Origin of the sequence: Azospirillum griseum (assembly GCF_003966125.1) — a bacterium.
GTDB classification, from domain to species: domain Bacteria; phylum Pseudomonadota; class Alphaproteobacteria; order Azospirillales; family Azospirillaceae; genus Azospirillum; species Azospirillum griseum.
In genome coordinates this window covers 1-26444 of sequence record NZ_RXMA01000037.1, presented here as the reverse complement: position 1 = coordinate 26444, position 26444 = coordinate 1, and the positions used below count along the sequence as shown (strand labels likewise).

Genomic DNA, 26444 nt, shown 5'->3' with positions numbered 1-26444 from the left:
GTTAGGACATCGCGGATTTTCCCATTGCGGCATGGTGTGCACGTGCGGACGGAAGAGAGCTTCGCCCTGGAGGGCAAAAAGGTCTGGGTGGCCGGGCATCGCGGTATGGCTGGTGCCGCCATTGTCCGTCGGCTGGAACGGGAAGCGTGCGAGGTCATCACCGTCGGCCGTGATCGGGTCGATCTGCGTCGACAGGCCGACGTCGAGGATTGGATGGCCGAGGCCCGCCCGGATCTGGTCTTCGTGGCGGCGGCGACCGTGGGCGGCATTCTGGCCAACTCCACCCGTCCGGCGGAGTTTCTGTATGACAATCTGATGATCGAAACCAACATCATCCACGGTGCCCACCGCGCCGGGGTCAAGAAGTTGGTGTTCATGGGGTCGTCCTGCATCTACCCGCGTTTGGCCGAACAGCCGATGCGCGAGGACGCGCTGTTGACCGGCCCGCTGGAGCCGACCAACGAGTGGTACGCCATCGCCAAGATCGCCGGCATCAAACTGTGCCAGGCCTATCGGCGGCAGTATGGCTGCGACTTCATTTCGGCGATGCCGACCAACCTGTATGGTCTGCACGACAATTTTGATTTGCAGGGCGGGCATGTCGCCGCCGCCCTGTTGGCCAAGATCCACCGTGCGAAGGTGGAGGGGCTGCCCTTTGTCGAGATGTGGGGAACCGGCTCTCCCAAGCGCGAGTTCCTGTTCGCGGACGATCTGGCCGATGGCCTGGTGTTCCTGGCCCGCCATTACTCCGATGAACCGCACGTCAATCTGGGCACAGGCACCGAGGTGTCGATCCGTGCCCTGGCCGAACTGATCCGCGATGTGGTCGGGTATCAGGGCGAATTCCGCTTTGACACCTCCAAGCCGGATGGCAGCCCGCGCAAACTGATGGATGTCAGCCGGATGGCCGCCATGGGATGGAACGCCCCGACCGATCTGCGGGACGGCTTTGCCATCACCTACCGTTGGTTCCTTGAGAATGTCGACCGTGGAGGACTCCGGGGGCTTTGATCCCACGGTTCCTTTGACGCCAAGCCCCCCTGCCGCCCGTTTGGCAGGGGGCGCGGTCCCAAACCCGCGTCATCCCTGGCGTGGGGTGTTGATCCAGGTCCGCCACATGGTTCGGTAGGCGGTTTCCACCGAGCGCGCGAACCCCGCATAGTCGGTCAGGGGGGCTGTGGACAGCCGGTCGCGCATGGTTTGCCGCAGCGTGGTCAGACGGTCCGGGTTCCCGGCCAACGCGACGGCCCTGTCGATGTAACCGGCCTCGTCCTGGGCGACCAGTTCCTCCAAACCGCAATGGGTCAGCAGGCTGGCCCCCACGCGCGCGACGTGGGTCTGCCCGGCCCATGTCACCACCGGCACCCCCATCCACAGCGCTTCGCAGGTGGTGGTGGTCCCGTTGTAGGGGAAGGGGTCCAGACCGATGTCGAGCCGGTCATAGGCGCGCAGATGGCTGTCGGCGGCAGGAATGCGCGCCAGCAGCTCCACACGCTCCGCCGCAACGCCGCATTGGATGAAGGTGTTCAGGTAACGGCGGCGAGTCTCGTCGTCGCCCATCTGGCCGCTTTTCACGATCAGGCGGGATCCCGGAACCCGCTTCAGGATCTCCGACCAAACCCGCACCACCTCGCCGGTCACTTTCGAGGTGTTGTTGAAGGAACCGAAGGTGATGCTCCCGCTGGCCAGAACCGGCGGTGCCGCCGGAGGAGCGACATCGACGGGGGGGCGGTAGCTGTGGAAGCCGCGTGGCAGGCGGACGATGCGTTCCGCGCTCAACCGGTCGGCGATCCCTTCCGGTTCGGTGATGGCGTCGCTCAGGCGGTAATCGATGGCCTCCATCCCGGTGGTGTCGGGATAACCCAACCAGCTCACCTGAACCGGTGCCGGTTTGCGCGCGAAGAGGGGCAGGCGGTTGTTGGCGGTGTGCCCGGCCAGATCGACCAGAATGTCGATTCCATCCGCTTCAATCGCCGCCGCCGCGCGGGCGTCGTCCACCCCGACCAGCGAACGCCATCCGCTTGCCATTTCTTTCAGTCGTTCGGTGAAGGCGTCCGTACGGGCCGCTGTGTGATAGCAGAACACCTCGAAGCGGGACCGGTCATGCTCACGGATCAGCGGTTCGGCAAAGAAAGCGACCGAATGGGCGCAGAGATCGGGCGACACATACCCGACGCGCAGGCGGCGCTCCGGATCGCGAGGGTTGGCGTGCCGCTTTCCAGCGGGCCGCAACGGGTCGGCGTGTCGGCGGCTCCATTCCTTGTGGGCCTTGAAAACGGTCTCCGGCGGAGCCCCGGGGGTGTAGTGCAGGGCCAGCAGCAGGTTGGAATGCATCAGGGCGTGGTTGGGGTGCGCCTCCAGCCCCTTTTGGAAGATGGAGATCGACTCCTCGATCCGGCCCATCTCCTTCAGGGTTTCGCCCAGATTGTTCCACGCTTCGGCGGATGACGGGTCGCTCTTGAGGGCGGCGACGAAGCACTCCACCGCGCGGCTCAGCTCACCGGCTCCTTTGTGCAGGTCGCCCAGATTGCACAGCGCGGACGGCATTCCCGGCTTCAGCCGCAACGCCTCCTCATAGGCGGCGCGGGCACCGTCGCGCTCGCCGCGCGCGCGCAGGATGTTGGCAAGGTTGAAATGCCCTTCGGCGTAGTCGGGCTTCAAGTGGACGGCGGTGCGCAGCGCCGCTTCCGCGTCGGCGGATCGGCCGATGTCCAGCAGCAGACAGCCGTAATTGCTGTGCACGAACGGATCGGACGCGTTGCGATCCAGCGCCCTGCGGTAACAGGCGAGCGCCTCGTCCCAGGCCCCCCGCGCGCGCAGGATGATCGCAAGGTTGTTGTTGGCGTTCGCGTGCTCGGGGGTGGTGGCGAGCAATGCGCGGTAGGCGGCCTCCGCCTCGGCGACGCGACCGTTGCGGTGCAGGGTCAGCGCCTCGGCAAAGGCCGCCTCCGCGCTCAACGCCGCGCGCGGGGAAGCCGGTTGCGGGGGGGAGGCCGGGCGCTTGGTGGCTTTGGCCGGTTTGCGTGGCGACTTCTTCATCGGGCGGACCGCTCTCTGCGCGCCTTGAGCGCGTGTGTTCGTGCCTCGGTCGATAGCAATGACCAGCGGCTGTTCGCAAGCGGCATCTCGTTCCAACCACGCGAGGGCAGGGGAGGGGCTGGTCGTGGGAACAAAGATTAGCCAATTGAGGTGGCTTGGACAGATGACTTGCCGCTGTCCCGCCTCTTCTGCTATTTGACCGTGATTGCGTGGGTAGGCATGTCCGCAAGTGGCGGACGCGCGCGCTCCGCTGTGCCTCCGGCCAGAAGGAGCGCTTGGTCGATGCGGACCGGGTGATCGAACGGTATGAAGACCTTGCTTTCGCGATCTGTTCCTTATTCTCTACGGCGGTTCCCATGACTCTCGCTGCGGAAGTTCCGTGCGCTCACACCGGGCTGCACTCCCTGGCCGTTGTCGCGCGTCAGCGTGGCCTTGATGTGTCCGCAGAGCGGCTGCGGCACAGCAATGTGATCGGGAATGAGGAACTGGACACCGCCCGGTTGCTGCGTGTGGCCAAATCGATTGGCCTCAAGGCCGAGGCGACGACCCTGGAGTGGGAGGATCTGGGCAAGCTCCAGGACGCCTTTCCTGCCATCTTGCGGCTGCGCAATGGCAACTCGATGGTGGTTCTGGGCTTTGGCAAGCAGGGCGAAACCGACGTTGCCATCCTGCAGGATCCGCTGGTCGGGCAGGAAACCATCCTGCCGGTGGACCGGATCCGATTGAATCAGGCCTGGGCTGGCGAAGTCGTGCTGCTGAAGCGCGACTATGGTTTGACCGACACCGAACAGCCTTTCGGCTTGAAATGGTTTCTGGTCGAAATCCTGCGTCATCGCCGGATCTTCCGCGACATCGGCATCGCCGCCATCCTGATGAGCCTGTTCACCCTGGCCGTGCCGATTTTCTTCCAGTTGGTGATTGATCGCGTCCTGGTTCACCGCAGCATGGGCACCTTGGGCGTGCTGATGGTCGGGATGGTCGGGGTTATCCTGTTCGAGACGATCTTCTCGTATTTGCGTCAGTATCTGATGCTGTACGCGACGAAAAAGATCGACGCGAAGATGAACGTTCAGGTCTTCAACAAGCTCGTCAGCCTGCCGATGCATTATTTCGAGCGGGTGTCGTCGGGTGAGGTTGTCAAGAACGTTCAACAGGCCGAACGGATCCGCAATTTCCTCACCGGTCAGCTGTTCATGACCCTGCTGGACATGGTGTCGCTGGTGATTTTCCTGCCGATCATGTTCATGTACAGCCTGCCATTGACCCTTTTGGTGCTGGCCTTCACCGTTCTGATGGCCCTCAACATCGGCATCATGATTCCCCTGATCAAAGGGCGGTTGAAGGATTTGTACCAGGCGGAGGTTCGGCAACAGTCCTTCCTGATTGAAAACATCCACGGCATGCGCACGGTGAAGTCCCTGGCGCTGGATTCACGCCAGAAGCTGGAATGGGACCATCGCGTCGCGCGCGCCGCCGAACAGCGTTTCGATGTCGGTCGGATCATGATCATCGGGCAGGCGGTGGCCCAGCCCCTGAACCAGCTCATGATGGCCAGCCTGCTTGGCCTCGGCACCTATCTGGCGCTGAATGGTGAGTTGATGATGGGGGCCTTGATTGCCTTTTACATCCTGGCCGGGCGCGTGACCCAACCGTTGATGCAGTTGGCCCAGCTCGTCCAGCAGGTGCAGGAGGTGTCGATTTCCGTGCAGATGCTGGGGACCATCATGAACCACCCGCCTGAGGAAGGGCGGACCGGACGCGGTCTGCGCACCCCTCTGGCGGGCACGGTGGAGTTCCAGGAGGTCCGCTTCCGCTACGCTCCGACCACCCCCCCGGCTCTGGATGGTGTGTCCTTCACCGCGACGCAAGGGACCATTCTCGGCGTCATGGGGCGCAGCGGCTCGGGCAAGACCACGCTGACCCGTCTGTTGCAGGGGCTGCATCGGGCGCAGGAGGGGTTGATCCGCATCGATGGGCGTGATTTGCGCGAATATGATCTCGACCATCTGCGCGCGTCGATCGGTGTGGTCTTGCAGGACAATTTCCTGTTCACAGGCACCATCCGTGAAAATGTGTCTGCGGCCAAACCCAGCGCCACGACCGAAGAAATCCTGAAGGTGCTGCAACTGGCCGGGGCCGACGAGTTTGTGGAGCGGATGCCCAAGGGCCTCGACACCATGCTGGAGGAAGGCTCCTCCAACCTGTCGGGGGGGCAGCGCCAGCGTCTGGCCATCGCCCGCGCGCTGCTGACCAACCCGAAAATCCTGATCATGGACGAGGCGACCTCGGCCCTTGATGCCGAGAGCGAGGCCATTGTCCAGGCCAACCTGATGAACATCGCCCGTGGGCGGACCGTCATCATCATCTCGCACCGCCTGTCCTCGCTCGTGCCCTCCGACACCATCCTGGTGATGGACCGGGGCAAGGTGGTGGACAGCGGTCGCCATGACGTTCTGTTGGAGCGCTGTGAGATCTATCAGCATCTCTGGCATCAGCAGAACCGGCACATCTAGGAGCGCGTCCCCTTGACGGCACAGAAGCTTGCGACAATCCAGACGGCGCGTGTTCCGGCCAACGACGCGGTTCAACCAAGAGAACCCGCGCCGGTTGACAAGCGCGCCAAGGCGCGTGGACAGGCGGCGATTGGAGCCTTCCAGAAAGACACAGAGGCCATCCAGAACGGTCCCGATCCCTTTCTGGCGCGCATCACGCTGCATCTCCTGGCGCTGTTCGTGGTCGCGGCCATCGCCTGGGCCAGTTTCTCCTACCTCGACAAGATTGTCGCGGCGCAGGGCAAGCTGGTGTCCACCGAACCGAACGTGCTGGTCCAGCCTCTGGAAATGGCGTTCATCAAGAAGGTGATGGTTCGTGAGGGGGACGTCGTTCGGAAGGGCGATGTGCTGGCCACACTGGATCCGACCTTTACCCAGGCCGATGTTCTGCAGCTGGAGTCCCGTCTTGCCAACGCCGACGCCCTGATCGCGCGCCTGGAGGCGGAGCAGAAGGGTGCTCCCTTTGTGGCGAGCGAGGACCGTTATGGCTTCGGCCTTCTGCAACAGGCGCTGTGGCGCGAGCGCCAGGCCCAGCGCCAGGCGCAATTGCAGAATTATGTGGAGCGGATCGCACGGCTTGAGTCAAACGTCTCCAAATACGAAATGGACCGTCGGCATCTGACCGAACGGTTGAAGGTGGTCCGTGAGATCGAGGACATGCGCTCCTCCTTGCTGGCGACCCAGGTCGGCAGCCGCCTCAATCTTTTGCAGGCAACCAGCGACCGCATCGACATCGAGCGCAATCTGGTCCTCAACCAAAACGAACTGCAGGGCAACCGTCACGATCTGCAAGCGCTCCTCTCTGAGCGGGATGTGTTCATCCAGCAATGGAGCACAAAAATCATCGAGGAGTTGACCACCCAGCGCAACGAACGCGAAGCGATGCGGGAGCAGTTGACCAAGGCGCGTCGCCGCCAGTCCCTGATCCAGCTCGACTCCCCGGTTGACGGGATTGTGCTTCAGGTGGCCCCGACCGCCGCTTCAGGCTCCCTTGCCAAGGAGGCCGAAGCGCTGTTCACCCTGGTGCCGATCGGCGCGCCGATGGAGGTTGAAGCGCACATCGACGCGCGCGACCTTGCGTTCGTCCAGATCGGTGACAAGGTGCGGGTCAAGTTGGAGGCCTACCCCTACCTTCAACATGGATCGTTGGAAGGGGAGGTGGCCACCATTAGCGAGGACTCCTTCTCCAACAAGAACGATCCGACATCGACCCTTTACTACCGGGCCAAGGTCAAACTCACGACGACGTCCTTGGACAATGTGCCATCCAATTTCCGCCTGATTCCCGGCATGCCGGTGACAGCCGACATCAAGGTCGGCGAACGCCGCATCATCACCTATTTCCTGCGGCCCATTCTGCGCGGGGTCGACGAAAGCATGCGGGAGCCTTGATTGTGTTCGGCAACATGAAGAAATCGAAAAACGCTGCGGTGAAGAAGCCCGACTTCCAGAAGGGCCTGACGGCGTTCGACGCGGAGGATTACGCAACCGCTGTTGCCCACTGGTTGCCGTTGGCCGAACGCGGCAACAACGAAGCGCAGTACCGCATGGGTCAGCTTTATGCCCGTGGCTTGGGTGTGGTTCGTGATTTTGGAGACGCGGCCTATTGGTTCCGCAAGGCAGCGGAGCAGGGAAACCCCGACGCTCAGTTCTCGTTGGCTCTGTGCTACGCCAACGGCGAAGGCGCGCAACAGGACAGCGCGTTGCCGGTGCGTTGGTACAAAACGGTGGCCAAGGCGAATCCGGTCGCCGCAGACGCCAATCTGGCCTTGCTCTACCCCAACGGCTTGGGGGTCGGGCAGGACATCGCTCAGGCGGTCCATTGGTACAGCCAGGCGGCGGAGCGCGGCCACGCCGAAGCGCAGCATCATATGGGCCTGCTGCACGCTTTCGGTCAGGGCGTCCCGCAGGATCATGGCGTTGCGGCGGGTTGGTATCGCAAGGCGGCGGAGCAGGGGAACGCTGCGGCACAGCACGCCCTTGCGTCGCTCTATGCCAACGGCCATGGCGTGGAACGCGACATGGAGCAGGCGATCGCCTGGTACGAGCGTGCCGCCGGTCAGGGCTTTGTCAACGCCCAGTTGGCGCTTGCGGTCATTTTTGAACATGGAACCGGGGTGCCCGCCGATCCGGCGCGCGCGGCCGACTGTTACCGGCAGGCGGCGGAGCAAGGGCACGCGGTGGCCCAGGTCAATCTGGGCCTTCTGTACGCGCGCGGGCACGGCGTGCCACAGGATTACCGGGAAACGCTGAAATGGTGCCGCTTGTCGGCCGACAAGGGCAACGTCAACGCCCAATTCAATCTGGGCCTGATTCACGCCAACGGGCTGGCCGGGCAGGTCGATCACGCCGAAGCGGCGGTCTGGTACCGCAAGGCGGCCATGCAGGGCAATGTTGGTGCCCAGGTCAATCTGGGGCTGATGCTGGCGCACGGGTGGGGTGGACGCCCGGAACTGGTCGAGGGCATCGACTGGCTGCGCAAAGCCGCCGCGCAAGGGCACACAGGCGCCATGATCAACATGGCCATGCTGTACGCTGCGGCGGACAAGGCCAACAACCCGACGCAGGCCTATGTCTGGTACATCATGGCCGCCGCCGCCAGCCAACCCGGACCGGACCGCGAAGGGTTGGAAGCCAAGGCGCACGAACTGGGCAATCGATTGAGCAGCGAGGAGCGCCATAAGGCCCAGGTCCTGATGGAGGAGTGGAAGAAGGATCCCAAGCGCGTGGCGATGGCTTGATCCGGCGCTGGTGAAGGAGGGCGTCGTTGTGATGCTCCTTCCCCTCCGTCCCACCACGATCCTGTCTTTGCCTTCACAGCGCCAAACCGATGCGGATTCTGTTTGTCCACCAAAACACACCGGGGCAGTACAAACACCTGATCCGCTGCTTTGCGGCCAACCCCGACCATCGCGTCGCTTTCATTGGAAAGGCGAGGCGTGATTTGCCAATGGGGGTGCGGACGGTGCTTTACCGTCCGACCCGCGAACCCGGTCCGGCCACCCATCCTTATCTTCGCCTGTTCGAAGGGCAGGTGTTGCACGGACAAGGGGCTGTGCGGGCCGGGATGGCGCTGAAGCAGGACGGCTTTGTGCCGGACGTCATTTGCGCGCATCCGGGATGGGGGGAGGCGCTGTTCCTCAAGGACGTGTTTCCAAACGCCCGCCTGATGCTCTACTGCGAATTCTTCTACCGGGCGGAGGGGGCCGATGTCGGTTTTGACCCGGAACACCCCGTCACCCTTGAAACCCGTTGCCGGGTCCGTGCCAAAAACGCGGCTCTGCTGACCGGTCTGGACGCCATGGATTGGGGGATCAGCCCAACGGTTTGGCAACGTGCCCAGCATCCCGTTGCGTTCCAGCCACGCATCTCCGTGGTGCATGATGGGGTGGATACCGCCCTGTGCAGCCCGGATCCGCAAGCCCGCGTCACCCTGCCCGATGGGCGCGTTCTGACGCGACAGGACGAGATTGTCACCTATGTCGCCCGCAATCTGGAGCCCTATCGAGGGTTTCCCACCGCCATGCGGGCGGCGGTGGAGTTGCTGCGTCGCCGCCCAAATCTGCACATTCTGATGGTTGGCGGCGACGAGATCAGTTACGGCGCGCCGCCTCAAGGTGGCGGAACCTGGCGGGACACCCTGTGGCGGGACACCATGCTGGATTCCACCGGAACGCCACGGCCAGAGGCCGCCCGCCTGCACACATTGGGCAAACTGCCCTATGATCAGTATTTGTCGGTGTTGCGTGTGTCGCGCGCCCACATCTATCTGACCTACCCCTTTGTGTTGTCCTGGTCGATGCTGGAGGCCATGGCTTGCGGTGCACCGATCATTGGGTCCGCCACGCCGCCGGTTGCCGAAGTCATAGAGGATGGCGTGAACGGGCTGCTGACCGATTTTTTTGATCCCGACGCCTTGGTGAGCCGGGTGGAAAGCGTTTTGGAGGACACGGATCGACGCACAGCCCTGTCCATCGCCGCGCGAGAGACAGTGATGGAGCGCTTTGATCTTGAAACCGTTTGCCTGCCCGCGCAAATCCGGTTGCTTGAGGATCTGCACAATGGGCGTCTTTAAGTGCATGCCATCCGTGCCGAACGCCTGATTGAACACCGCAGCCCCCACTGGGCAGCCAGAGCCGTCGGGTCTTTCGGGTGTCACCTTCCGATTCTGTCCCCTTGCATCCGCGAATATCCTGAATTAACCCGATCATCAGAAAGATTTGGCTATGGTCGGCATCGTTTGAGTGTCAATGCTGTCGGACCAGCACCCGCGCTGGTGCCCTTATGATGGATGAAACTGGGGATGGAATCGACCGTGACGACAATGCCCAGCAACCCCCAGGCGCAACATCCGAAGGGTGACGGTCAGAACGATCTGTGGGCGGGTCTGCGCCTGTTGGATGGGCGTTCCATTCTGGTGACGGGGGGAACCGGTTCCTTCGGGCGGCGGTTTGTGGACACCGTGATGCGGCACGCCAAACCACGCCGGGTGATCATTTTCTCCCGTGATGAATTCAAACAGTATGAGATGCAGCAACAGATGCCGGCGGAGTGGGCATCGACCCTGCGCTTTTTCATCGGTGATGTCCGCGATCGGGCGCGTCTGGATCTGGCGATGCGCGGTGTTGATTTCTGCGTTCACGCGGCGGCTCTGAAGCATGTGCCGGCGGCTGAATACAACCCTATGGAATGCATCAACACGAATGTTTACGGTGCCGAGAATGTGGTGGGGGCGGCGCTGTCGGCTGGGGTGCGGCGTGTGGTCGCGCTTTCCACGGACAAGGCGGCCAACCCGATCAACCTCTATGGAGCCAGCAAGCTGGCGTCGGACAAAATCTTCATCGCCGCAAACAACCTGTCCGGTTCTCAGGACACCCGTTTCGCTGTCGTGCGTTATGGAAACGTGGTCGGGTCGCGTGGCAGCGTCGTGCCGTTGTTCCGCAAGATGATCGCCAGCGGAGCCGACCATCTGCCGATCACGGATGATCGCATGACCCGTTTCTGGATCACGTTGCAGCATGGCGTCGATTTCGTGCTGTCCTGTTTTGCGATGATGCAGGGTGGGGAGATTTTCGTTCCAAAAATCCCCAGCATGCGCATCGCCGATTTGGCTCTGGCCATGGCCCCTCACCTGCCTCACCGCATCGTCGGCATCCGGCCTGGCGAAAAACTCCACGAGGTGATGATCACCGAGGATGATTCCCGCCAGACTTACGAATTGCCTGATCGTTACGTGATCGAACCGGCCTTTGCCTTCTGGCGTCATGATCCCTATGAAGGGTTGAACGCCCGTCCGGTCGCCGACGGATTCCGCTACGCCAGCGATGGCAACGACGATTGGTTGACTGGCGAACGGTTGCGCGTTCTGTTGTCGGAGGCACCGTGAGCGCGCTGTCCCCCTTTCTGCCCTATGGTCGGCAGTCTGTTGAGGACGAGGACATCGCGGCGGTGACAGCGGTTCTGCGCGGCGACTGGCTGACCCAGGGGCCGACCGTGACCGCGTTCGAGACGGCGCTTGCCACGCGCGTCGGAGCGTTGGAGGCGGTCGCCTGTGCCAATGGAACCGCCGCCTTGCGTTTGGCCTATGCCGCTTTGGGGCTTGGCCCCGGAGATGCCGTGGTGGTCCCCAGCAACACGTTTCTGGCCACGGCGTCGGCGGCACGGCACGCCGGGGCCGAGGTGGCCTTTGCCGACGTCGATCCCGACACCGGCTTGATGCGGGTCGCCGAAGCCGAAGCCGCCATTGCGCGGGCGCGCCGCGCCGGGTGGCGGGTGCGGGCGCTCTGCCCGGTCCATTACGCCGGGCAAAGCGCACCGATGGCGGATCTTGGCGCGCTTGCCGCTGCCGAGGAAATCGTGGTTGTCGAGGACGCGTGCCACGCCGTTGGAACGCTGGATGTGGACGAAACCGGAAAGACCGTGCCTGTCGGGGCCTGCCGCCACAGCGCGCTGACCGTCTTTTCCTTTCATCCGGTCAAGACCATCGCCGCCGGTGAAGGCGGGGCGGTCACGGGCAACGATCCGGCCTTGATGGCTCGGGTCCGACGGTTGGCCAATCACGGCATGATGCGGGTGCCAGAGGCCGGTCAGGGGTTTGCCGATCCTGTCGCCGCTCTGGATGCGGACGGCGCGCCCAACCCCTGGTACTATGAAATGGACGAGCCGGGGTTCAATCATCGGCTGTCCGATCTGCACGCCGCCTTGGCGTTGAGCCAGCTTGGACGGTTGGATCGGTTGGTCGAGCGCCGTCAAGCCCTGATGACGCGCTACGCGGAACGGCTTGCCCCGCTTGCCCCGCAGGTTTTGCCCCTGGCCCTGGTTCCCTGGTGCCGCCCGGCCTGGCACCTGTGCGCGGTCCGCATTGATTTTTCGATGACCCGTCGCGACCGTGCCCAGGTGATGACTGGGCTGCGCAGCGCGGGCGTTGGGTCCCAGGTGCATTACATTCCTGTGCATCGGCAACCCTATTGGCGCGCGCGCTATGGCGATCGCGATCTGCCCGGTGCCATGACCCATTACAGGCGCACCTTGTCGTTGCCGCTGTTTTCCGCGATGGCGGATGACGATGTGGAACGGGTCGTCACCGCTTTGGTTGCCGCACTGTCCTGACCATCGCTCAAGGGTGGCCGGCGGGTATGCTCCCGCTTTTCCGTTAGCCTTTTGGAGAGGATGACCCGATAACAATAAAGCTGGTGGACCAGCCTTGCGCCCCGGTCGGATGTCGGCGTGGCGTTATGGTCGTACCGTTTGTTCGTTTCGTCCTCCGCCTACGGATTGTTGATTTTGTTGCGCAACACGCTCTGGAATCTGCTTGGTGAAGGGCTGCCGATGCTGGCGGCCTTGATATCGATTCCACTGCTGATGTCAGCGGTCGGCATTGAGCGTTTCGGGGCGTTGACCCTGATCTGGACGCTTTTGGGATATCTCAGCCTTCTGGATCTTGGGCTTGGCCGTTCGCTGGTGCAGGTTGTCGCTGAGCGTCTCGGCCACCACCGCCCGGGTTCGGAGCGGGAGGACAGCGGTGTCGTCGGCATTGCCGGCCCCGCCATCGCGATGATGAGCGGCATCGGGCTTCTGACCGGTGGCGCGATGGCGTTGTCATCCGGTTTTCTGACAACCCTTTTCCATGTGGAAAGCGGGGGCTCAACGGTGGAGGAGGTCCGGGTCTCCCTGCTGCTGGCGGCCGCGATTGTGCCGATCGCGCTGATGTCGGTGGGGTTGCGTGGCATTTCGGAGGCGCACCAGCGCTTCCGTCCGATCAGCCTGGTCCGCATGGCCGTTGGGATGCTGAATTATCTGGGACCCTTGTGCATCCTGCCCTTCAGCCAGAGCCTTGTCCCTGTCGTTGGCGCGATTGCGCTTGGGCGTCTCGTCGGGCTGATCGCCTATGGGGTTCTCGCGGTGCAGCAGATGCCGGATCTGCTGCGTCCGCACCGTTGGGGGCGGCCATCCTTGCGCGGGCTGTTCACGATGAGCGCCTGGATGATGCTGAACAATCTGGTCGGCTCGGTGATGCTGTATGCGGACCGCTTCATCCTGTTCAGTCTTGTTCCGGCGGCAGCTGTGGCCTTCTACACCACGCCCTTTGAGCTTTTGATCCGGTTGATCGTGATCTCCGGTGCCTTGTCGCTGGCTCTGTTTCCTCTGGCGTCCGGGCTGTTTCGCCGCGACCCGTCCGCCCTGGGGCGTATTCTGGACGCGGGCGGTCATCTGACGCTCGGGGTCTTCCTGCTGATTCAAACCGGTGTGTTCGTTGGAGGTGAAACGGCGTTGAGCCTTTGGTTGGGGCCAAGCTTTGCCGCCAACAGCACGCTTGTGCTGTCGGTTCTGATGCTCGGCGCCCTGTTCAACGCCGTCGCTTACGTTCCCCACACCTTGATCCACAGCATTGGCCGCGTTGATGTGACCGCAAGGTTGCAGATGGCGCAATTCCCGATTTATCTGGTGGTCCTGTGGCTGCTGGCCGAACGGTTTGGCCCGATCGGTGCCGCTGCGGCCTGGAGTCTGCGCGCCGCGATCGACAGTGGCTTGTTGCTGGTGCTGCTGCCGCGATTGGTCCCAGGAACCCGGTCAGCCGCGATCACCGTGGGGGTGCGCACTCTGCTGGCGGGGGCCGCAGGTCTGGCCGGACTGCTGATTGGCGGCACCCAAGGCCTTGCGGTCAGCGTGATCGGTTTCCTCGTGGTTGGGGGAGCGGTGGTTGTCCGTCTGCGCCGCTTGCGGCCATGGGACCGGTTGTCGCTGGCGTTTTCCCCACAACAACCGTCTGCCCATGGGGATCGCCGGTCGGGAAAGCGTTTGCGCGGCGGCTCCGCCCCATCCGTGATCGACCGCACCATCGCTGACCGTCTGTGAACCGCGCAGACACGCGTCAGTCCGATGAAATGTTTGCGCGCGCGGGTGGTTCCTTTGGTCCCGAAAATGCGCTATGTCAGCGGAAGTTCTGTGCAACGCAGGTTGGAGTTTGAAAGCCATGGCCGAGGGTACTGTGGACTATTACGCGATGGTCGAAGAGGCGTGGCAGCTCAGCGACACGGCCCGTGATTATGTGAAGAACGCCGGTCGTGACGTCGACAACGCCGAACTGTGGGAAAAGCTGTTCGCCCCGTCGCCGTTGGTCGATCATGAGCGCACCCAGGCCGAGGGTGGTCAACCGCTGCAGAAGATCTTTTTCAAGAATCCTTATGGTCTGCAATACCGTGCCGATCACAAGGATTGGATCCCCTTCCGTCATGGTGCGCTGGATCCGGCCTATCTCCAGGTCATCTGATCCCTGACCCGTCCAATGGCGGTCTCCGTTCAGGAGACCGCCGGGATGGACGTTCCGGTCCAACCGTGACGCTGTCCGTTGAACCGTTGACGGAGAGGGCGCATGGCGCGGTTGGTGGCAGGGCAGGGGTTTGCGCTGGATTTTGATGAATCCCGGCTGAGCGCCGGGTTCGTTGCCGATGCTTTCGCCTTGATCCCTGAGGCCACCGCGCTGCTGGTGGGCGCAACCAGCGCAACGATCATCCGGCAGGTGTCCGGACGGGCGCACCGCACAATCCTCAGTTACACCAACTCTGGCACAAGCGTTCTGGTGACGGTGTTGACCGATCAGGATGCGGCCGGGACTCTGCGGTATCGGATCGAAGGGGCAAGCGTGTCCCTGACCAGCGGCACGCTCGACCGTCTGGGTGCCCGCCTGTTCCAGCAGATTGACGCTTTTGTCGGATCAAGCGGAGACGACAGCGTTTATCTGGGGGTCCCCGGTGGGCGAAGCTTTGATGGGGGTACAGGAACCGACCGCGCGGTCTACACCGCCGACCCCCGTCGTTACGTGTGGCAGAACGGGTCTTCGCTTGCGGAAACGCCGGTGGTGGTGGCGCTGGATGACAGCGCACGGCGCTACGCGGTGGTGTCGGGCGTGGCCACCGATGTTCTGACGGATGTCGAGCGGGTTACGATCGACGGTGTCACCACGACCCTGACCGCCGCTGCCTTTGATGCGCGCGCCTATCTGGCCGCCAACCGGGATCTGGCCGTTGCCTTTGGCAACGATGTGGTGGCGGCCGCCCGGCATTACGCCTGGGCCGGTCGCAATGAGGGCCGGGTGACGTCCGGCTTTGACGTTCTGGGGTATCTGGGAGCCAATCCAGATCTTCTCACCGCCTTTGGAACCGATCTTGTTCGGGCGCGGGCTCATTACATCACCTACGGTGCCCGCGAAGGGCGTGGCACCGGGTTTGACCCCTATGGTTATCTGGCCGCCAACCCGGATGTCGCCGCCGCTTTGGGCCCTGACCCGTTGGCCGCGCTCTCTCATTATGGTCGTTATGGGTTGGCGGAAAGGCGCACCACAAGCTTTGATGGGCTTGGTTATCTGGCCGCCAACCGGGATTTGATTGCCGCCTTCGGGGCTGATACGGTCGCCGCAACGCGCCATTACATTCTGAACGGGCGGTTGGAAGGGCGTTCCACCGTCTTTGATGCCGCCGCCTATCTGGCCGCCAACCCCGATGTGGCCGCCGCCGTCGGTGGCAGCCTGGACGGAGCCAAACGACACTACATCATATCGGGTTTTCGCGAAGGCCGTCGGTTGGCCGCCGCGTCCGTGTCGGATGCGCTTCTGCCCCAAGCGGCCACAACCGCGCTTACCGGGACCACCGGCAACGACACGGTGAGCGGCACCAGCGGGGATGACGCATTGGATGGCAAAGCCGGCATTGACTCGTTCGTGCTGACCGGTGCCCTTGCCGCCTACTCGCTGTCCTTTGATGCGAATGGCAATTTGGTGGTCGCCGGGGCTGATGGCAGCGATACCTTGACCAACGTTGAATTGCTCCAGGCCACCGATGGCCTTTACCCGATCGCGTCGCTGGTTTCCGTCAGCCAGACATCCTTGACCGGGTTGACCGCATCCGCAGCGGCAACAACCGGGAACGATTACCTGATCGGAACCGTAGGAGCCGACACTCTGGGCGGCGGCTCTGGCAACGACACCATCACCGGCCTCGCGGGCAATGACGCGTTGTTCGGCAACACAGGAAACGATGCGCTTCTGGGCGGAGACGGGAACGACAGTCTGGAGGGGGGAGCCGGGGCCGACGCGTTGTTTGGCGGGGCCGGGAACGACACCCTGCGGGGCGACATCATCAACATCACCGGCAACGACACGTTGATGGGGGAGGATGGCGACGACTGGCTGGACTCAGGCAATGGCAATGACTGGTTGGATGGAGGATCCGGCACCGACACGCTCTATGGTGGGTTGGGCGGCGATTCGCTGCGCGGCGGAAACGGCGACGATCTTCTGTTCGGCGACATCTATTCGGATCGGACCCATGAGATCACCGTGGATTCGACCGACACGGTGACGGTTTATGAAGACGTCCTTTTGGGCGGCGCGGGCAACGACACGCTGGTCGGCGGTTATGGTGCCGATCTGATGGATGGCGGCACCGGGGTTGATTATTTTTCGGTTCGGAATCTCAACGAATCCACCCTGACGGTGCCGGACATCATCATCAATTTCAACGGCAGCACGGTGGCGGAAAAGGCCCTGCAGGGACTGGCCTCCTACGCCACGGTTGGTGCGGAAGGCGACCGGATTGATGTGTCGGACATCGATGCGATCGCGTCCACCAGCGGCGTGAACGATGCCTTCACCTTCATCGGCACCGCCGCGTTCAGCGCCGCAGGCCAGTTGCGTTACCAGACCGTTGGCACCGTGACGCAGATTGACGGTGAGGTCACTGGTGATGGTGTGTCCGATTTCCGGATTCAGGTGAACATTGCGAATTACAGCTTCTCGATCTTTGACTTTGTCCTGTGAGCGGTCTTATTTTCCATAAGGAAAATTATGGATTTTCCTTATGGCGAGCGGGTGGGTTCTATCCTGAAGTGAAACTCTTGTTTTAAAACAAGATGTTAAGAATTCAGGGGTGGTCATGAGACCGTATGGATCACCGTCATTGGCCAAGCCAAAATATCATGAAAAATGATCATGTTTTCATGATATTGATCGCGCGCATCGTGCCCAAGCGCCGCGCCAACAGTCTCAAGCACCGATGGGACTCATCCACCCTTAGCCGATGGCGCAACGTCGATCACCAAACGATGACCCCGCCCCTGCTCCGGGGGAAGCTTCGACAGCGCGATCAACCGCAAACGCCCGTTCGTCCCGCCGGCGTTCGGCTCAAACCCCAGAAACAGGCGTGTGCCATTGCCATCCCGTTCGGTGCGGTAGCTCAGCGCCGTTGGTGCAAGCCGCCCCGCCGGTGATATCGGCCACCGCGTTTCGGGCAGTGGAACCGCCAGCCACCCATCCGGCAGGGACACCGGTTTGCCAGAGCGGGCGTCTTGATCCAGATCCAGCACGATGCGGATTCCATCCCCCCTGTTCGCGATGCGGATGCCGGACACACGCCGTTGGTCCCCTGCCGTCGGCGGGGGGAGAGTGGGCTTCACGCCGGGAAGCGCAACGTCGACCGGCCCTTTTCCCGTTTGCATGACCGCAACGGCGGCTTCAGGCGGGGCCGGTTTGGAAAGCGGAAGCGGTGGGGGAGAAGCCACCGTCACCACCGGATCCGCAACCGTTGGGCTGGCAGGTGCCAGGCTGGAAGGCGGTGGGTTTTCCGAAAAAACCGGTAAAGGTGGCGTGCTTGTGATGGTTGGGGATTCTGCGGCAACAGGCGTTGGTGAAGCGGCCGCCGCTGGTGCTGGGACCATCTCCTGAACGGGAAAGCCACCATGCCGCCCTTCCGCCCGGCCATGCTCCAGATAATGGAGATAACCGCTCGCCAGCCCCCCTTTGCGGACCGCGTCCGCCACATCGGGGTTTGCCCGCAGATAGCTGTGTTCCTGCCAGTCGGGAGGAGCCAGCACCACCGGAGTCAACGGCGTTTCAACGCGCCGCAAGTGCGGCAACAGCGCGACACGCAGATCGAACGCCTCCGTCATCATCGACAGCCACAGCGGAGCAAGCAGCACGAGCAGCAGGCGCAGAATCTGGGCGAACAACGGCACGGAGGATCCATCGGACGAAGAGCGGTGGAGCCGTGACCTTGGCGCGCAAGCCAAGCACGTCTTACCGCATGCCTACTCCCAACAGCGTTGCCCGGTCCAGGAAAAGCCATGGCCGGGGCTTCGCCGTTTTCAGGCACAATCCTGTCGAACGCCCTGTCAAAAGCAGAGATAAGAGGTGGCGGCGACGTTGTCTTGCAAGCGTGAGGAGGCTGACGTGCTGGGAGTGGTGTTCGGGTGGTGGGAAACGCGGCTCGTGCTTGGCTTGACAGGGCTGATGCTTCTATCCGTGGTCCAGGCCCACGCCCAGGACCGGGGGCCCCCGCCGGCTCTCAACGTCCCCGTGCGGTGCCACATCGGTGCCGATTGCTTTGTCCAAAATTACGTTGATGTCGATCCAGGGTCGGGAATGCAGGATTTTGCCTGTGGCCGCCTGACCTATGATGGACACAAGGGCGTTGATTTCCGATTGACGGATCTCGCTGCCATGCGGCGCGGTGTGACGGTGGTCGCCGCCGCCGCCGGAACCGTGACCCGCACGCGCGATGGAGTGGCCGACGTCAGCATCCGGCAGAGCGGTCGCGCGCCCGAAGGCAAGGAGGCGGGCAACGCCGTGGTGATCGATCACGGCAACGGTTGGGAAACCCAATACAGCCACCTGTTGCAGGGAAGCGTGACCGTTCGGCCTGGCGACCGGGTGGAGGCCGGGCGCCCGCTTGGCCGCATCGGCCTGTCGGGCAACACCGAATTTCCCCATGTTGATTTTGGTGTCCGCCGCGCGGGCCAGGGCATTGATCCCTACACCGGGCGTGTGATCGGGACCACGGCCCAGGACTCCCCCGCCCTGCCCGCCCCTGCCCTGCCCGCTTGCAACAGCGATGGTGGGATTCCGATCGGCGCATTGTGGAGCGATCAAGCGCGCCGGACGCTTGTCTATCGACCAAGCGCGCTTCTGGGCGCTGGGCTGGCACGGGAAACGCCCAAGGCGGACACCGCCCGGGACGGCGGTTATGGCCAACCCTTGCCAGCCGGTCCCGGCCCGTTGGGGGTGTGGGTGGAGCTGATGGGAGGACGGCGGGGGGACGCGGTGACGGTGGAGGCCATTGGCCCCAATGGTCAGCGGTTGCATCGCCTCACAGGCACCGTGCCCCGGCCCTTGGCGGTTCTCTTCATCAACGCCGACATTCGGCCACCGAACGCCGACCCCTGGCCCACTGGGGTGTATCGGGTGATGGTCACGCTGCGTCATGAAGGCGAAACGGTGCTCCAGGAGGAACGGCGGGTGGAGTTGCGCTGATCGGTCGGGAAGTGACAATCGGGGCGCAAGCCGCTACAACGGCGGCTTTGGCGGCCTTGAACGCCCGGTTTCCATGCGTGGATGATGTCTCAGGACCTTCTCGATCCTTCTTTTGCCCGTTCCGGCCCGCCCGGCCCCGGTTCGGGCGGGGGAAGCGGCGCGCGCCGGGCCTTGCTGGTCAAGCTGTCGGTCACGCTTGTGGTGCTGGGGCTTTTGGCCGCCGGGGCCGATTGGGGCGGCATCGTGGCGCGCCTGTCGAACGCCGACCCCTGGCTGTTTGCCGCTGGCTTTGTCGTGAAGGCGTTGACCCTTCCATTGGCGGCCTTCCGCTGGCGATCGGTGGGTCTTGCCGCCGGCTTTCGCTTGACACGCTGGACCGCCTTTCGCTTGCAGATGGCCAGTGGGTTTCTGGGGCAGATCCTGCCCGGCTCCGTCGGGGCCGACCTGCTGCGCGGCTGGTTCACCTGGAGGCTGGGCCATCCGCCGGGACCGGTGATGCTGGCGCTTCTGACGGACCGCACGCTGGCGCTGCTCGGTGTGGTCGCCATCGGTCTGGTCGGCTTGCCGCATCTGATCGCGGTGGCCCCGCCCGCCGTCGCCACCACCGTGCTTGGCGGTGCGGTGGTTCTGGTCATGCTGCTGGCGGTCTCGATGCTGGTCGGTCGAATCCCGGTTGATCGGCTGCCCCTGCCCGCGTCCTGGCGCAAGCACGCCATGGTGCGCCGCCTTTGGGGGGCTGTGAGCACGGTCACGGCGCATCTGCGCAGCGTTGCCACCAGCCGCGACGGCTGGATCGGGCTGGGTCACAGCGTTGGCGTTCACCTGTCCACCATCGCGGCCACCATCCTGTTCGCCCGTTCGATCGGCCTGCCCCTGGGGTGGCTGGACGGTCTGGCCATCGTCCCCGCCGCCATCGTCGCCGCCGCCCTGCCCGTCTCGCTGGGTGGGTGGGGGGTGCGCGAAGGGGCCATGGTCGCCGGCTTCGCGCTGCTCGGCTTCGACCCCAGCGCCGCTCTTCTGGTTTCCCTGCTGATCGGGCTGTCGATCGCCATCCTGTCGCTGCCCGGCGGCCTGTTCTGGCTTTTGCTGCGCGGTGAAACGACCGCCACCCCGACCAAGCCCGACGCTTTTCCGACGGACCCGCCGCGATGACTGACCTTTTTTCCCCCCTTCCCGACCACGCCGCCGGTCTTGGTGACGCTGCGGTTCCGACTCCCTTGTCTTCCCGTCAGGAGCGGCTGCGCGCCCGTTTCGACGACCTTGCGGCCACGCTTGAGACGTGGATGGAGCGCAACCGGGCCTTTCATGACGCCGACCGCACCTATCTGCGCTTCCTGATCCCGGAAGGCGCGTCGGTGCTGGAGATCGGCTGTGGCCTTGGCGACACGCTGGCGGCGCTGAAACCGGCGCGGGGGGTTGGCCTTGACCTCAGCCCGCAAACCATCGCGGCCGCCAAGGCCCGCCATCCCGGATTGGAGTTCCACACCGCCAACGCCGAGGATCCGGCCAGCCTCAACGGTCTGCACGGTCCGTTCAGCCACATCTTGCTGTCCGGAACCGTCGGCTTCCTGGACGACATCGAGGAGACGCTGCGGCTGTTGCGCCGCGTCGCCACCCCGAAAACCCGGATCATCGTCAGCTATCACTCCCGTTTGTGGGAGCCTCTCCTGTGGGTGGCGGAAAAGCTGGGCATGCGCATGCCCCAGGGCCAACAGAACTGGCTGTCCACCAGCGACATCGTGAATCTGTTGGATCTGGCGGGGTGGGAGCCGGTGCGCCGCGACTGGCGTCAATTGCTGCCCAAGCGCCTGTTCGGGTTGGGCACGCTGGTCAACCGTTACGTGGCACCGCTGCCCGGCGTTCGGCGGCTGTGCGTGCGCAATTATGTGGTGGCCCGGCCGCTGCCGTCGGGCACCCCGGTGACGGTGGACGGGAAGCCGCCGTCCGTCACCATCCTGATCCCCTGCCGCAACGAGCGCGGCAACATCGAAAACGCCATCCGCCGCCTGCCGCGCTTCGCCCCCGACATCGAGGTGATCTATGTCGAGGGCAACAGCCAGGACAACACCTATGAGGAGTGCCTGCGGGTCCGCGACGCCCATCCCGATTGGGACATCAAGGTGATGAAGCAGCCCGGCAAGGGCAAGGGCGACGCGGTGCGCGCCGGGTTCGCGGTGGCGCGGGGCGACATCCTCATCATCCTGGACGCGGATTTGACCGTGCCGCCGGAAACCATGGGGAAATTCTATCAGGCGATGGTGTCCGGCCGGGGCGAGTTCGTGAACGGCACCCGTCTGGTCTACCCGATGGCCCCCGAGGCGATGCGCTTCCTGAATTTCCTGGCCAACCGGGCCTTTGCCCGCATCTTCTCCTTCCTGCTCAACCAGCGCTTCACCGACACGCTGTGCGGCACCAAGGTGTTGTGGCGCAAGGATTATGAGACGATCGTCGCCAACCGCCATTATTTCGGCGATTTCGATCCCTTCGGCGACTTCGACCTGATTTTCGGCGCGGCCAAGCAGAACCTGAAGATCGTCGAGGTGCCGGTGCGCTACGCCGACCGCAGCTATGGCGAAACCCAGATCTCCCGTTTCACCCATGGCTGGCTTCTGGCCCGCATGGTTGTCTTCGCCTGGAAAAAGCTGAAGGCGTTCTGAGAACAGCGGGTGGGGCCGACCGGATGGTTGGCCTCACCCTTGCGAAGCCGCAAGCGCCCGCGCAAGGGCACCGTCAACGTGTCGACGACCGACCGAGCGAAAGCGCAGGGGCCTGGAGCAATGTAGAGATTGCGCGGCCACTCGCGCCACCGGTTGGCCTGATGAAGGTTCCCCGCCCGGTTGTTCAGCCCCTTGTGCCGACGGTGCTCGGCAAAGCCCGATCATTGTGCGACGAAACGATTGCCGAACGTCGTATGGAACATACAATGTCGGAAACGGTGTCGATCAATCGCAGAATTCAACGTTGTAGAGCAGAGGCTCCGCCAGCCGTCACAATTTTCAACCCGAGCGCAACATTGGACCACCTCGCGCATGCATCAGGTTCAAGCAATCGAAGCGGCGACGTACCCCGCCCGCCTGTCCCGCCTGAACGGTGTCCGACAGTCGGCGCTGGTTTTCGCCGACGTTCTGGCGTTAGCGGTGGCGTTTCTGCTGGCGGCGGTTTTGTCGCTCGCCATCAATGAATGGGTGTTCGAACGCCCGTACCGTGATTTGCTGGGAGATGGGGTCGGGTTGCGGCTGGCGCAGTTCGGCTGCCTCGGCCTGTGCATGCTGTTGTGGTTCCAGAGCAGAGGCCACTATCGCCGCCGACTGCCGTTGTGGAGTGCAATGCAGGACGTCGTCGTCGGTTGCCTGCTGGGCTTGCTGACCGACGGCTTTTTGATGTTCGCATTCAAATCCGACTTCTCCCGCCTGTGGCTGGGACAGGCGTGGCTGTTGACTGTACCGCTGACGCCGACGCTGCGGCGTGTGGCGGCGGTGCTTCTGGATGCTTACGGCCTGTGGCAGCTGCCAGTGGTGGTGGTGGGCAGCGGGCGGACGGCGGAAAGCGCCGCAGAGGCGCTGCGCCTTGAACGCTCGCTGGGCTACAACATCGTCGGCGTGCGTCCACTGTCGGCGGTGGAGGAGGATATGGCCGGTTCGTGGGACGCGTTCTACGCCCGCGAACGGGCACAACTGGCGGTGCTGGCGTTGTCCGACGCCGATCTGGCCGAACATGAGGATCTGATCGCCGACCTGACCCGCAGCCGCCTGCCGTTCGCGGTCGCCCCGACGTTGCAGGGGCTGCCGGTGCTGGGGTTCGACCGGATCTATTTTTTTAGCCGCGACGTGATGCTGCTGGCGGCGCGCAACAACTTGGCCCAGCCGCTGGGGCGGGCGCTGAAGTTCGCCTTCGACATGGTCGCCGCCTCCACGCTGACTCTGCTGCTGATCCCGGTCTTTCTGGTTTTTTCGCTGTTGATCATGCGCGACGGCGGCCCGGTGGTGTACCGCCACCGCCGCATCGGTCGCAACGGACGGGCATTCGACTGCCTGAAGTTCCGCACCATGGCTCCCAACGCCGAACAACTGTTGCAAACCTTGTTGGCGACCGATCCCGCCGCCGCAACAGAATGGCGGGAAACCTGCAAACTGAAACACGACCCCCGCGTCACCCCGTTTGGCCGTTTCCTGCGCGCCTCCAGCCTTGATGAGCTGCTGCAGCTGTTCAACGTGCTGCGGGGAGAAATGAGTCTGGTGGGTCCGCGTCCGGTCACGGACGGGGAACTGGCGCTTTACGGTCGAGACGCATCTTATTATCTGGAGACCCGACCCGGCATGACAGGGTTGTGGCAGGTCAGCGGACGCAACGAGATTTCTTATGATGAGCGGGTGCGGCTCGACGTCTGGTACGTCAAGAACTGGACATTATGGCACGATGTTGCCATTTTGGTCCGGACAATTCCCGTGGTGTGGGGCCGCCTTGGAGCCTATTGACGGCCCGCGCCATCGTTTTCGTCCCTTGGATCGGCGGCAATGACTGACGTCCGCCTTTGGCTGTCGCCCGAAGCCCGTTTCATCTGCGACGTCGCCGCTTCCGCTCCAGGAACCGAAGCCACGGCTCCGCCCGGCCTCGACTGGATCGCCTTGGTCGACGTCTTGCGCCGCCATCGGCTGGAACTGTCGGTCGGCCGACAAATCGCCGCCATGGCGGAGCCACCGGAAGAAACGCGCACCCTGCTGCGCCTCCACATCAAAAATGCCGTGTTGCGGGCGATGGAGCGGTCGGCCGCGACCATCCGTGCGACCGAAGCGCTAAAAAGCGCGGGGGTGGAGGTCTTGGCCTTCAAGGGCTGCGTCCTGTCGCAACAGCTGCACGGCGATCCGTTCCACCGTGCCTCTGCCGACGTCGACCTGCTGGTTCACCCGCACGCGCGCGCCGCCGCCGCCGCCGTGCTGCGGGACATGGGATGGCACCCGGTCCGGTCAGCACCAGACTGGCTCGACGATGGTGCCGAAATCAGCTTTTTTCCCCAAGCAAAAGGCCCGATCATCGATCTGCATGTCCGGCTCGCCCATCACGAGGCGCAATGCCCGTTGCGCGTCCTGCGCCCGTTCGAGAGCGCGGTGAACGTCATGATCGGTGGAACGGTTGTGCGGACGCTTTCCCCTGAGGTCGGGCTGGCCTATCTCGCTTTGCACGCCACCAAGCATTTATGCCGCAAACTCGGATGGCTGTACGATATAGCCGTCGCGGCTCGGGTTTGGCCGGAGGTGTGGCCCGGCGCTTTGGCGGCAGCGGACCGGATCGGGGCGGACCGACGATTGCTTCTGACAACGGTGCTGGCGCACCAGTTGTTCAGGGCACCGGCTGATTTGCCCGAAAGCGGCGCATTCGAGGCTTCAACCCGGCTCTTGCCTGTTTTGTCGCCAATCCTCACCGGTCTGCCGCCGCTCGACGACGCCGAAGCGGTGCGGCGGGTTGGCTTGTGGCGAGCCATGTGGTGGGATTTGCGCCTCGCACGCGGTTGTCGAGCCAAGTTCGGCGTCGTCGCCCAGCGCTTGCGGCCAAGGGAGGACGACATCGACGGAATGACACCGCGGTTCGGAGCTGTGCCATTCCTATTGGCCAAAAAGACGATCAGGATTGCTCAGAAAGGTAGGGAAAGGCGTGGCGGAAAACCAGAATAACGGGCGTCCCCATTTCAAACCGAGCGACGAAGCGGGGCTGAGCGGCGTTCGCGCGTCCGTCTCCCGAATCAATCACGCCCAAGAGGGAAGCGATGCAAATCGGAAAGCAGGAGTGACGCTCGGAAAGCATCCAGAAATGAGTGGATCGACCCTGGGTTCCGAACCGCGAACGAATCTTTCCTCGACCTGGCCGCACATCTCACTGGTGGGAGCATTTATTAGCGGATTGCTCGTCTACCCTCTGTTATTTTTTACGCACAAATACAGCATTCCATGGAGCGGGATGAGTGATTTTTCCAGCTACCACGAAATGGTTTTGAAGCCTTTGCAATTTGATGCCGTGCGGGCACCGTTCGCCATGCGCCAAATGACCACTTTGATTGCTCGCTTTATTCTTGAGATAGGAATTACTTTCGATAAAGATATTTGGTTTAATTATCATTCCATCATGGGTAATATAACCTTCTCGGCGAATGTCTTCTTTGCTTTGCTTGTCGCCAACACGATCGGAGTTTGGTTGACGGGTATGATTGTCTATACCGTGGCTGCAACCGCAGATTCGAACAAAATTTTGCCGGTCAGCATATGGGGGATTGCCGCGCTTGGGTTGTTGCTGCTTTCGGGGGGGACGCTTTTTTATGTTGTCTCGCCGTTGACGGAAGGCTGGACATGGTTTCTCGCCGCGTTGATTTGGGCGCTGCGGAGACGGGACGATTTCTGGGCTTGGTCGACTTTTCCCTTATTGCTGCTGTGTATCTTCCAACGTGAAATGCTGCCGTTGGCGTTCTTGATCATGTCCATGACCGAACGCGTCTGTCTTCGTCGTGTCTTGTCGCAAAACAGGAAAAGGTTTCTGCATGCGTTCATAGCGGCGTGCGTTGCTTCCCTCGCCCTGTACGTTGCGCTGCGAGGGTGGATTTTCCCCACGCTTCCAACAGACACGCATCAGATTTCTCCGCTCGGCTGGTTCAATAGGTTTATCGACCAACTGCCGACGCTTTGGGATCCGCTGATGATTCGCAGCGCGTTCTTCAAGCTTAATTTGCCGCTGTTGTGGGCGTCGTACGTCGTTTGGGCGATGCGCCATCGCTTGCTCGGGCTGGATCAAGTCTGCGCCTCTGTCGGTCTGGGACTCGCAATGGCGTCTTTTTTTTGCATTGCCTATGCAAACGGGGCGGGGCGGGCGGTGGATCGCTATGTCGTCATGCTGTCGCCATTGTTTGTTCTGGCAATCATAGACCTAACCGAAAAAATTCATGAGAGTCGGCGGGTGTAGCAAGAGGAGAGCGCGATAAGTGTTAGGAGCCGATTCAAAATAGATGAATCGGCTTGGCTTGTGGTGCGGTCGGGGATTTTCAGCGGGAGTCGCTGCGGGTAGACTCG

Annotated in this window: 18 protein-coding genes; 16 read left to right on the top strand and 2 right to left on the bottom strand. The window is 63.0% G+C overall.

Features of this window, described 5'->3' with window-relative positions; genetic code table 11:
- The first annotated feature begins 42 nt into the window (after nucleotides 1-42).
- A complete protein-coding gene (gene fcl / locus EJ903_RS23590; protein ID WP_126620096.1) occupies nucleotides 43-1011 on the top strand; it encodes a GDP-L-fucose synthase in 969 nt (322 codons plus the stop codon).
- 69 nt (nucleotides 1012-1080) lie between these two features.
- Here fcl and EJ903_RS23585 read toward each other — a convergent pair whose 3' ends face one another.
- Nucleotides 1081-3039 (bottom strand): O-linked N-acetylglucosamine transferase, SPINDLY family protein, encoded by a 1959-nt coding sequence (locus tag EJ903_RS23585; protein WP_126620094.1) that lies wholly within the window; start codon nucleotides 3037-3039, stop codon nucleotides 1081-1083.
- A gap of 356 nt (nucleotides 3040-3395) precedes the next feature.
- Between EJ903_RS23585 and EJ903_RS23580 the strand changes: the two genes are divergently transcribed.
- From EJ903_RS23580 to EJ903_RS23540, 9 genes are all read left to right on the top strand, one after another.
- Nucleotides 3396-5552, top strand: a complete 2157-nt coding sequence (locus EJ903_RS23580) for a peptidase domain-containing ABC transporter (RefSeq protein WP_126620092.1) — start codon at nucleotides 3396-3398, stop codon at nucleotides 5550-5552.
- 12 nt (nucleotides 5553-5564) lie between these two features.
- Nucleotides 5565-6983, top strand: coding sequence for an HlyD family type I secretion periplasmic adaptor subunit (locus tag EJ903_RS23575; RefSeq protein WP_126620090.1), 1419 nt, complete (start codon nucleotides 5565-5567; stop codon nucleotides 6981-6983).
- A 14-nt stretch (nucleotides 6984-6997) separates the two neighbouring features.
- Nucleotides 6998-8332, top strand: a complete 1335-nt coding sequence (locus EJ903_RS23570; protein WP_246015894.1) for a tetratricopeptide repeat protein — start codon at nucleotides 6998-7000, stop codon at nucleotides 8330-8332.
- An 89-nt stretch (nucleotides 8333-8421) separates the two neighbouring features.
- Nucleotides 8422-9666, top strand: a complete 1245-nt coding sequence (locus tag EJ903_RS23565; protein ID WP_126620086.1) for a glycosyltransferase family 4 protein — start codon at nucleotides 8422-8424, stop codon at nucleotides 9664-9666.
- A gap of 249 nt (nucleotides 9667-9915) precedes the next feature.
- Nucleotides 9916-10977: a UDP-N-acetylglucosamine 4,6-dehydratase (inverting) gene (gene pseB, locus EJ903_RS23560; protein ID WP_246015898.1), complete on the top strand. Its 1062-nt coding sequence runs from the start codon at nucleotides 9916-9918 to the stop codon at nucleotides 10975-10977.
- Complete coding sequence (pseC, locus tag EJ903_RS23555; RefSeq protein WP_126620084.1) at nucleotides 10974-12200, top strand: UDP-4-amino-4,6-dideoxy-N-acetyl-beta-L-altrosamine transaminase; 1227 nt, start codon at nucleotides 10974-10976, stop codon at nucleotides 12198-12200. Before pseB ends, pseC begins: the two co-directional genes overlap by 4 nt.
- Nucleotides 12201-12377: 177 nt before the next feature.
- Nucleotides 12378-13946 carry an oligosaccharide flippase family protein gene (locus tag EJ903_RS23550; protein ID WP_246015892.1) on the top strand — a complete coding sequence of 523 codons (1569 nt, stop codon included), beginning with the start codon at nucleotides 12378-12380 and terminating at the stop codon, nucleotides 13944-13946.
- Nucleotides 13947-14064: 118 nt separating this feature from the next.
- Nucleotides 14065-14361, top strand: coding sequence for a hypothetical protein (locus tag EJ903_RS23545; RefSeq protein WP_126620082.1), 297 nt, complete (start codon nucleotides 14065-14067; stop codon nucleotides 14359-14361).
- 102 nt (nucleotides 14362-14463) lie between these two features.
- A complete protein-coding gene (locus tag EJ903_RS23540; protein WP_126620080.1) occupies nucleotides 14464-16905 on the top strand; it encodes a calcium-binding protein in 2442 nt (813 codons plus the stop codon).
- Between the two features lie 242 nt (nucleotides 16906-17147).
- Here the strand turns inward: EJ903_RS23540 and EJ903_RS23535 are convergent, their stop codons facing one another.
- Entirely contained in the window at nucleotides 17148-18098 is a 951-nt protein-coding gene (locus tag EJ903_RS23535) for a hypothetical protein (protein ID WP_126620078.1), read from the bottom strand.
- A 406-nt stretch (nucleotides 18099-18504) separates the two neighbouring features.
- On the opposite strand from EJ903_RS23535, the gene EJ903_RS23530 reads away from it, so the two are divergent.
- From EJ903_RS23530 to EJ903_RS23505, 6 genes are all read left to right on the top strand, one after another.
- Nucleotides 18505-19392 carry a M23 family metallopeptidase gene (locus tag EJ903_RS23530; RefSeq protein ID WP_246015890.1) on the top strand — a complete coding sequence of 296 codons (888 nt, stop codon included), beginning with the start codon at nucleotides 18505-18507 and terminating at the stop codon, nucleotides 19390-19392.
- A gap of 81 nt (nucleotides 19393-19473) precedes the next feature.
- Complete coding sequence (locus EJ903_RS23525; RefSeq protein WP_126620074.1) at nucleotides 19474-20544, top strand: lysylphosphatidylglycerol synthase transmembrane domain-containing protein; 1071 nt, start codon at nucleotides 19474-19476, stop codon at nucleotides 20542-20544.
- The gene (locus EJ903_RS23520) at nucleotides 20541-22049 is read left to right on the top strand and encodes a glycosyltransferase (RefSeq protein WP_126620072.1); all 1509 of its coding nucleotides are present in this window, start codon (nucleotides 20541-20543) and stop codon (nucleotides 22047-22049) included. Before EJ903_RS23525 ends, EJ903_RS23520 begins: the two co-directional genes overlap by 4 nt.
- Before the next feature lie 240 nt (nucleotides 22050-22289).
- The gene (gene wbaP / locus EJ903_RS23515; RefSeq protein ID WP_126620069.1) at nucleotides 22290-23867 is read left to right on the top strand and encodes an undecaprenyl-phosphate galactose phosphotransferase WbaP; all 1578 of its coding nucleotides are present in this window, start codon (nucleotides 22290-22292) and stop codon (nucleotides 23865-23867) included.
- Nucleotides 23868-23906: 39 nt separating this feature from the next.
- Entirely contained in the window at nucleotides 23907-25061 is a 1155-nt protein-coding gene (locus tag EJ903_RS23510) for a nucleotidyltransferase domain-containing protein (protein WP_126620068.1), read from the top strand.
- A complete protein-coding gene (locus EJ903_RS23505) occupies nucleotides 25042-26337 on the top strand; it encodes a hypothetical protein (RefSeq protein ID WP_126620066.1) in 1296 nt (431 codons plus the stop codon). Before EJ903_RS23510 ends, EJ903_RS23505 begins: the two co-directional genes overlap by 20 nt.
- Nucleotides 26338-26444 lie beyond the last annotated feature (107 nt).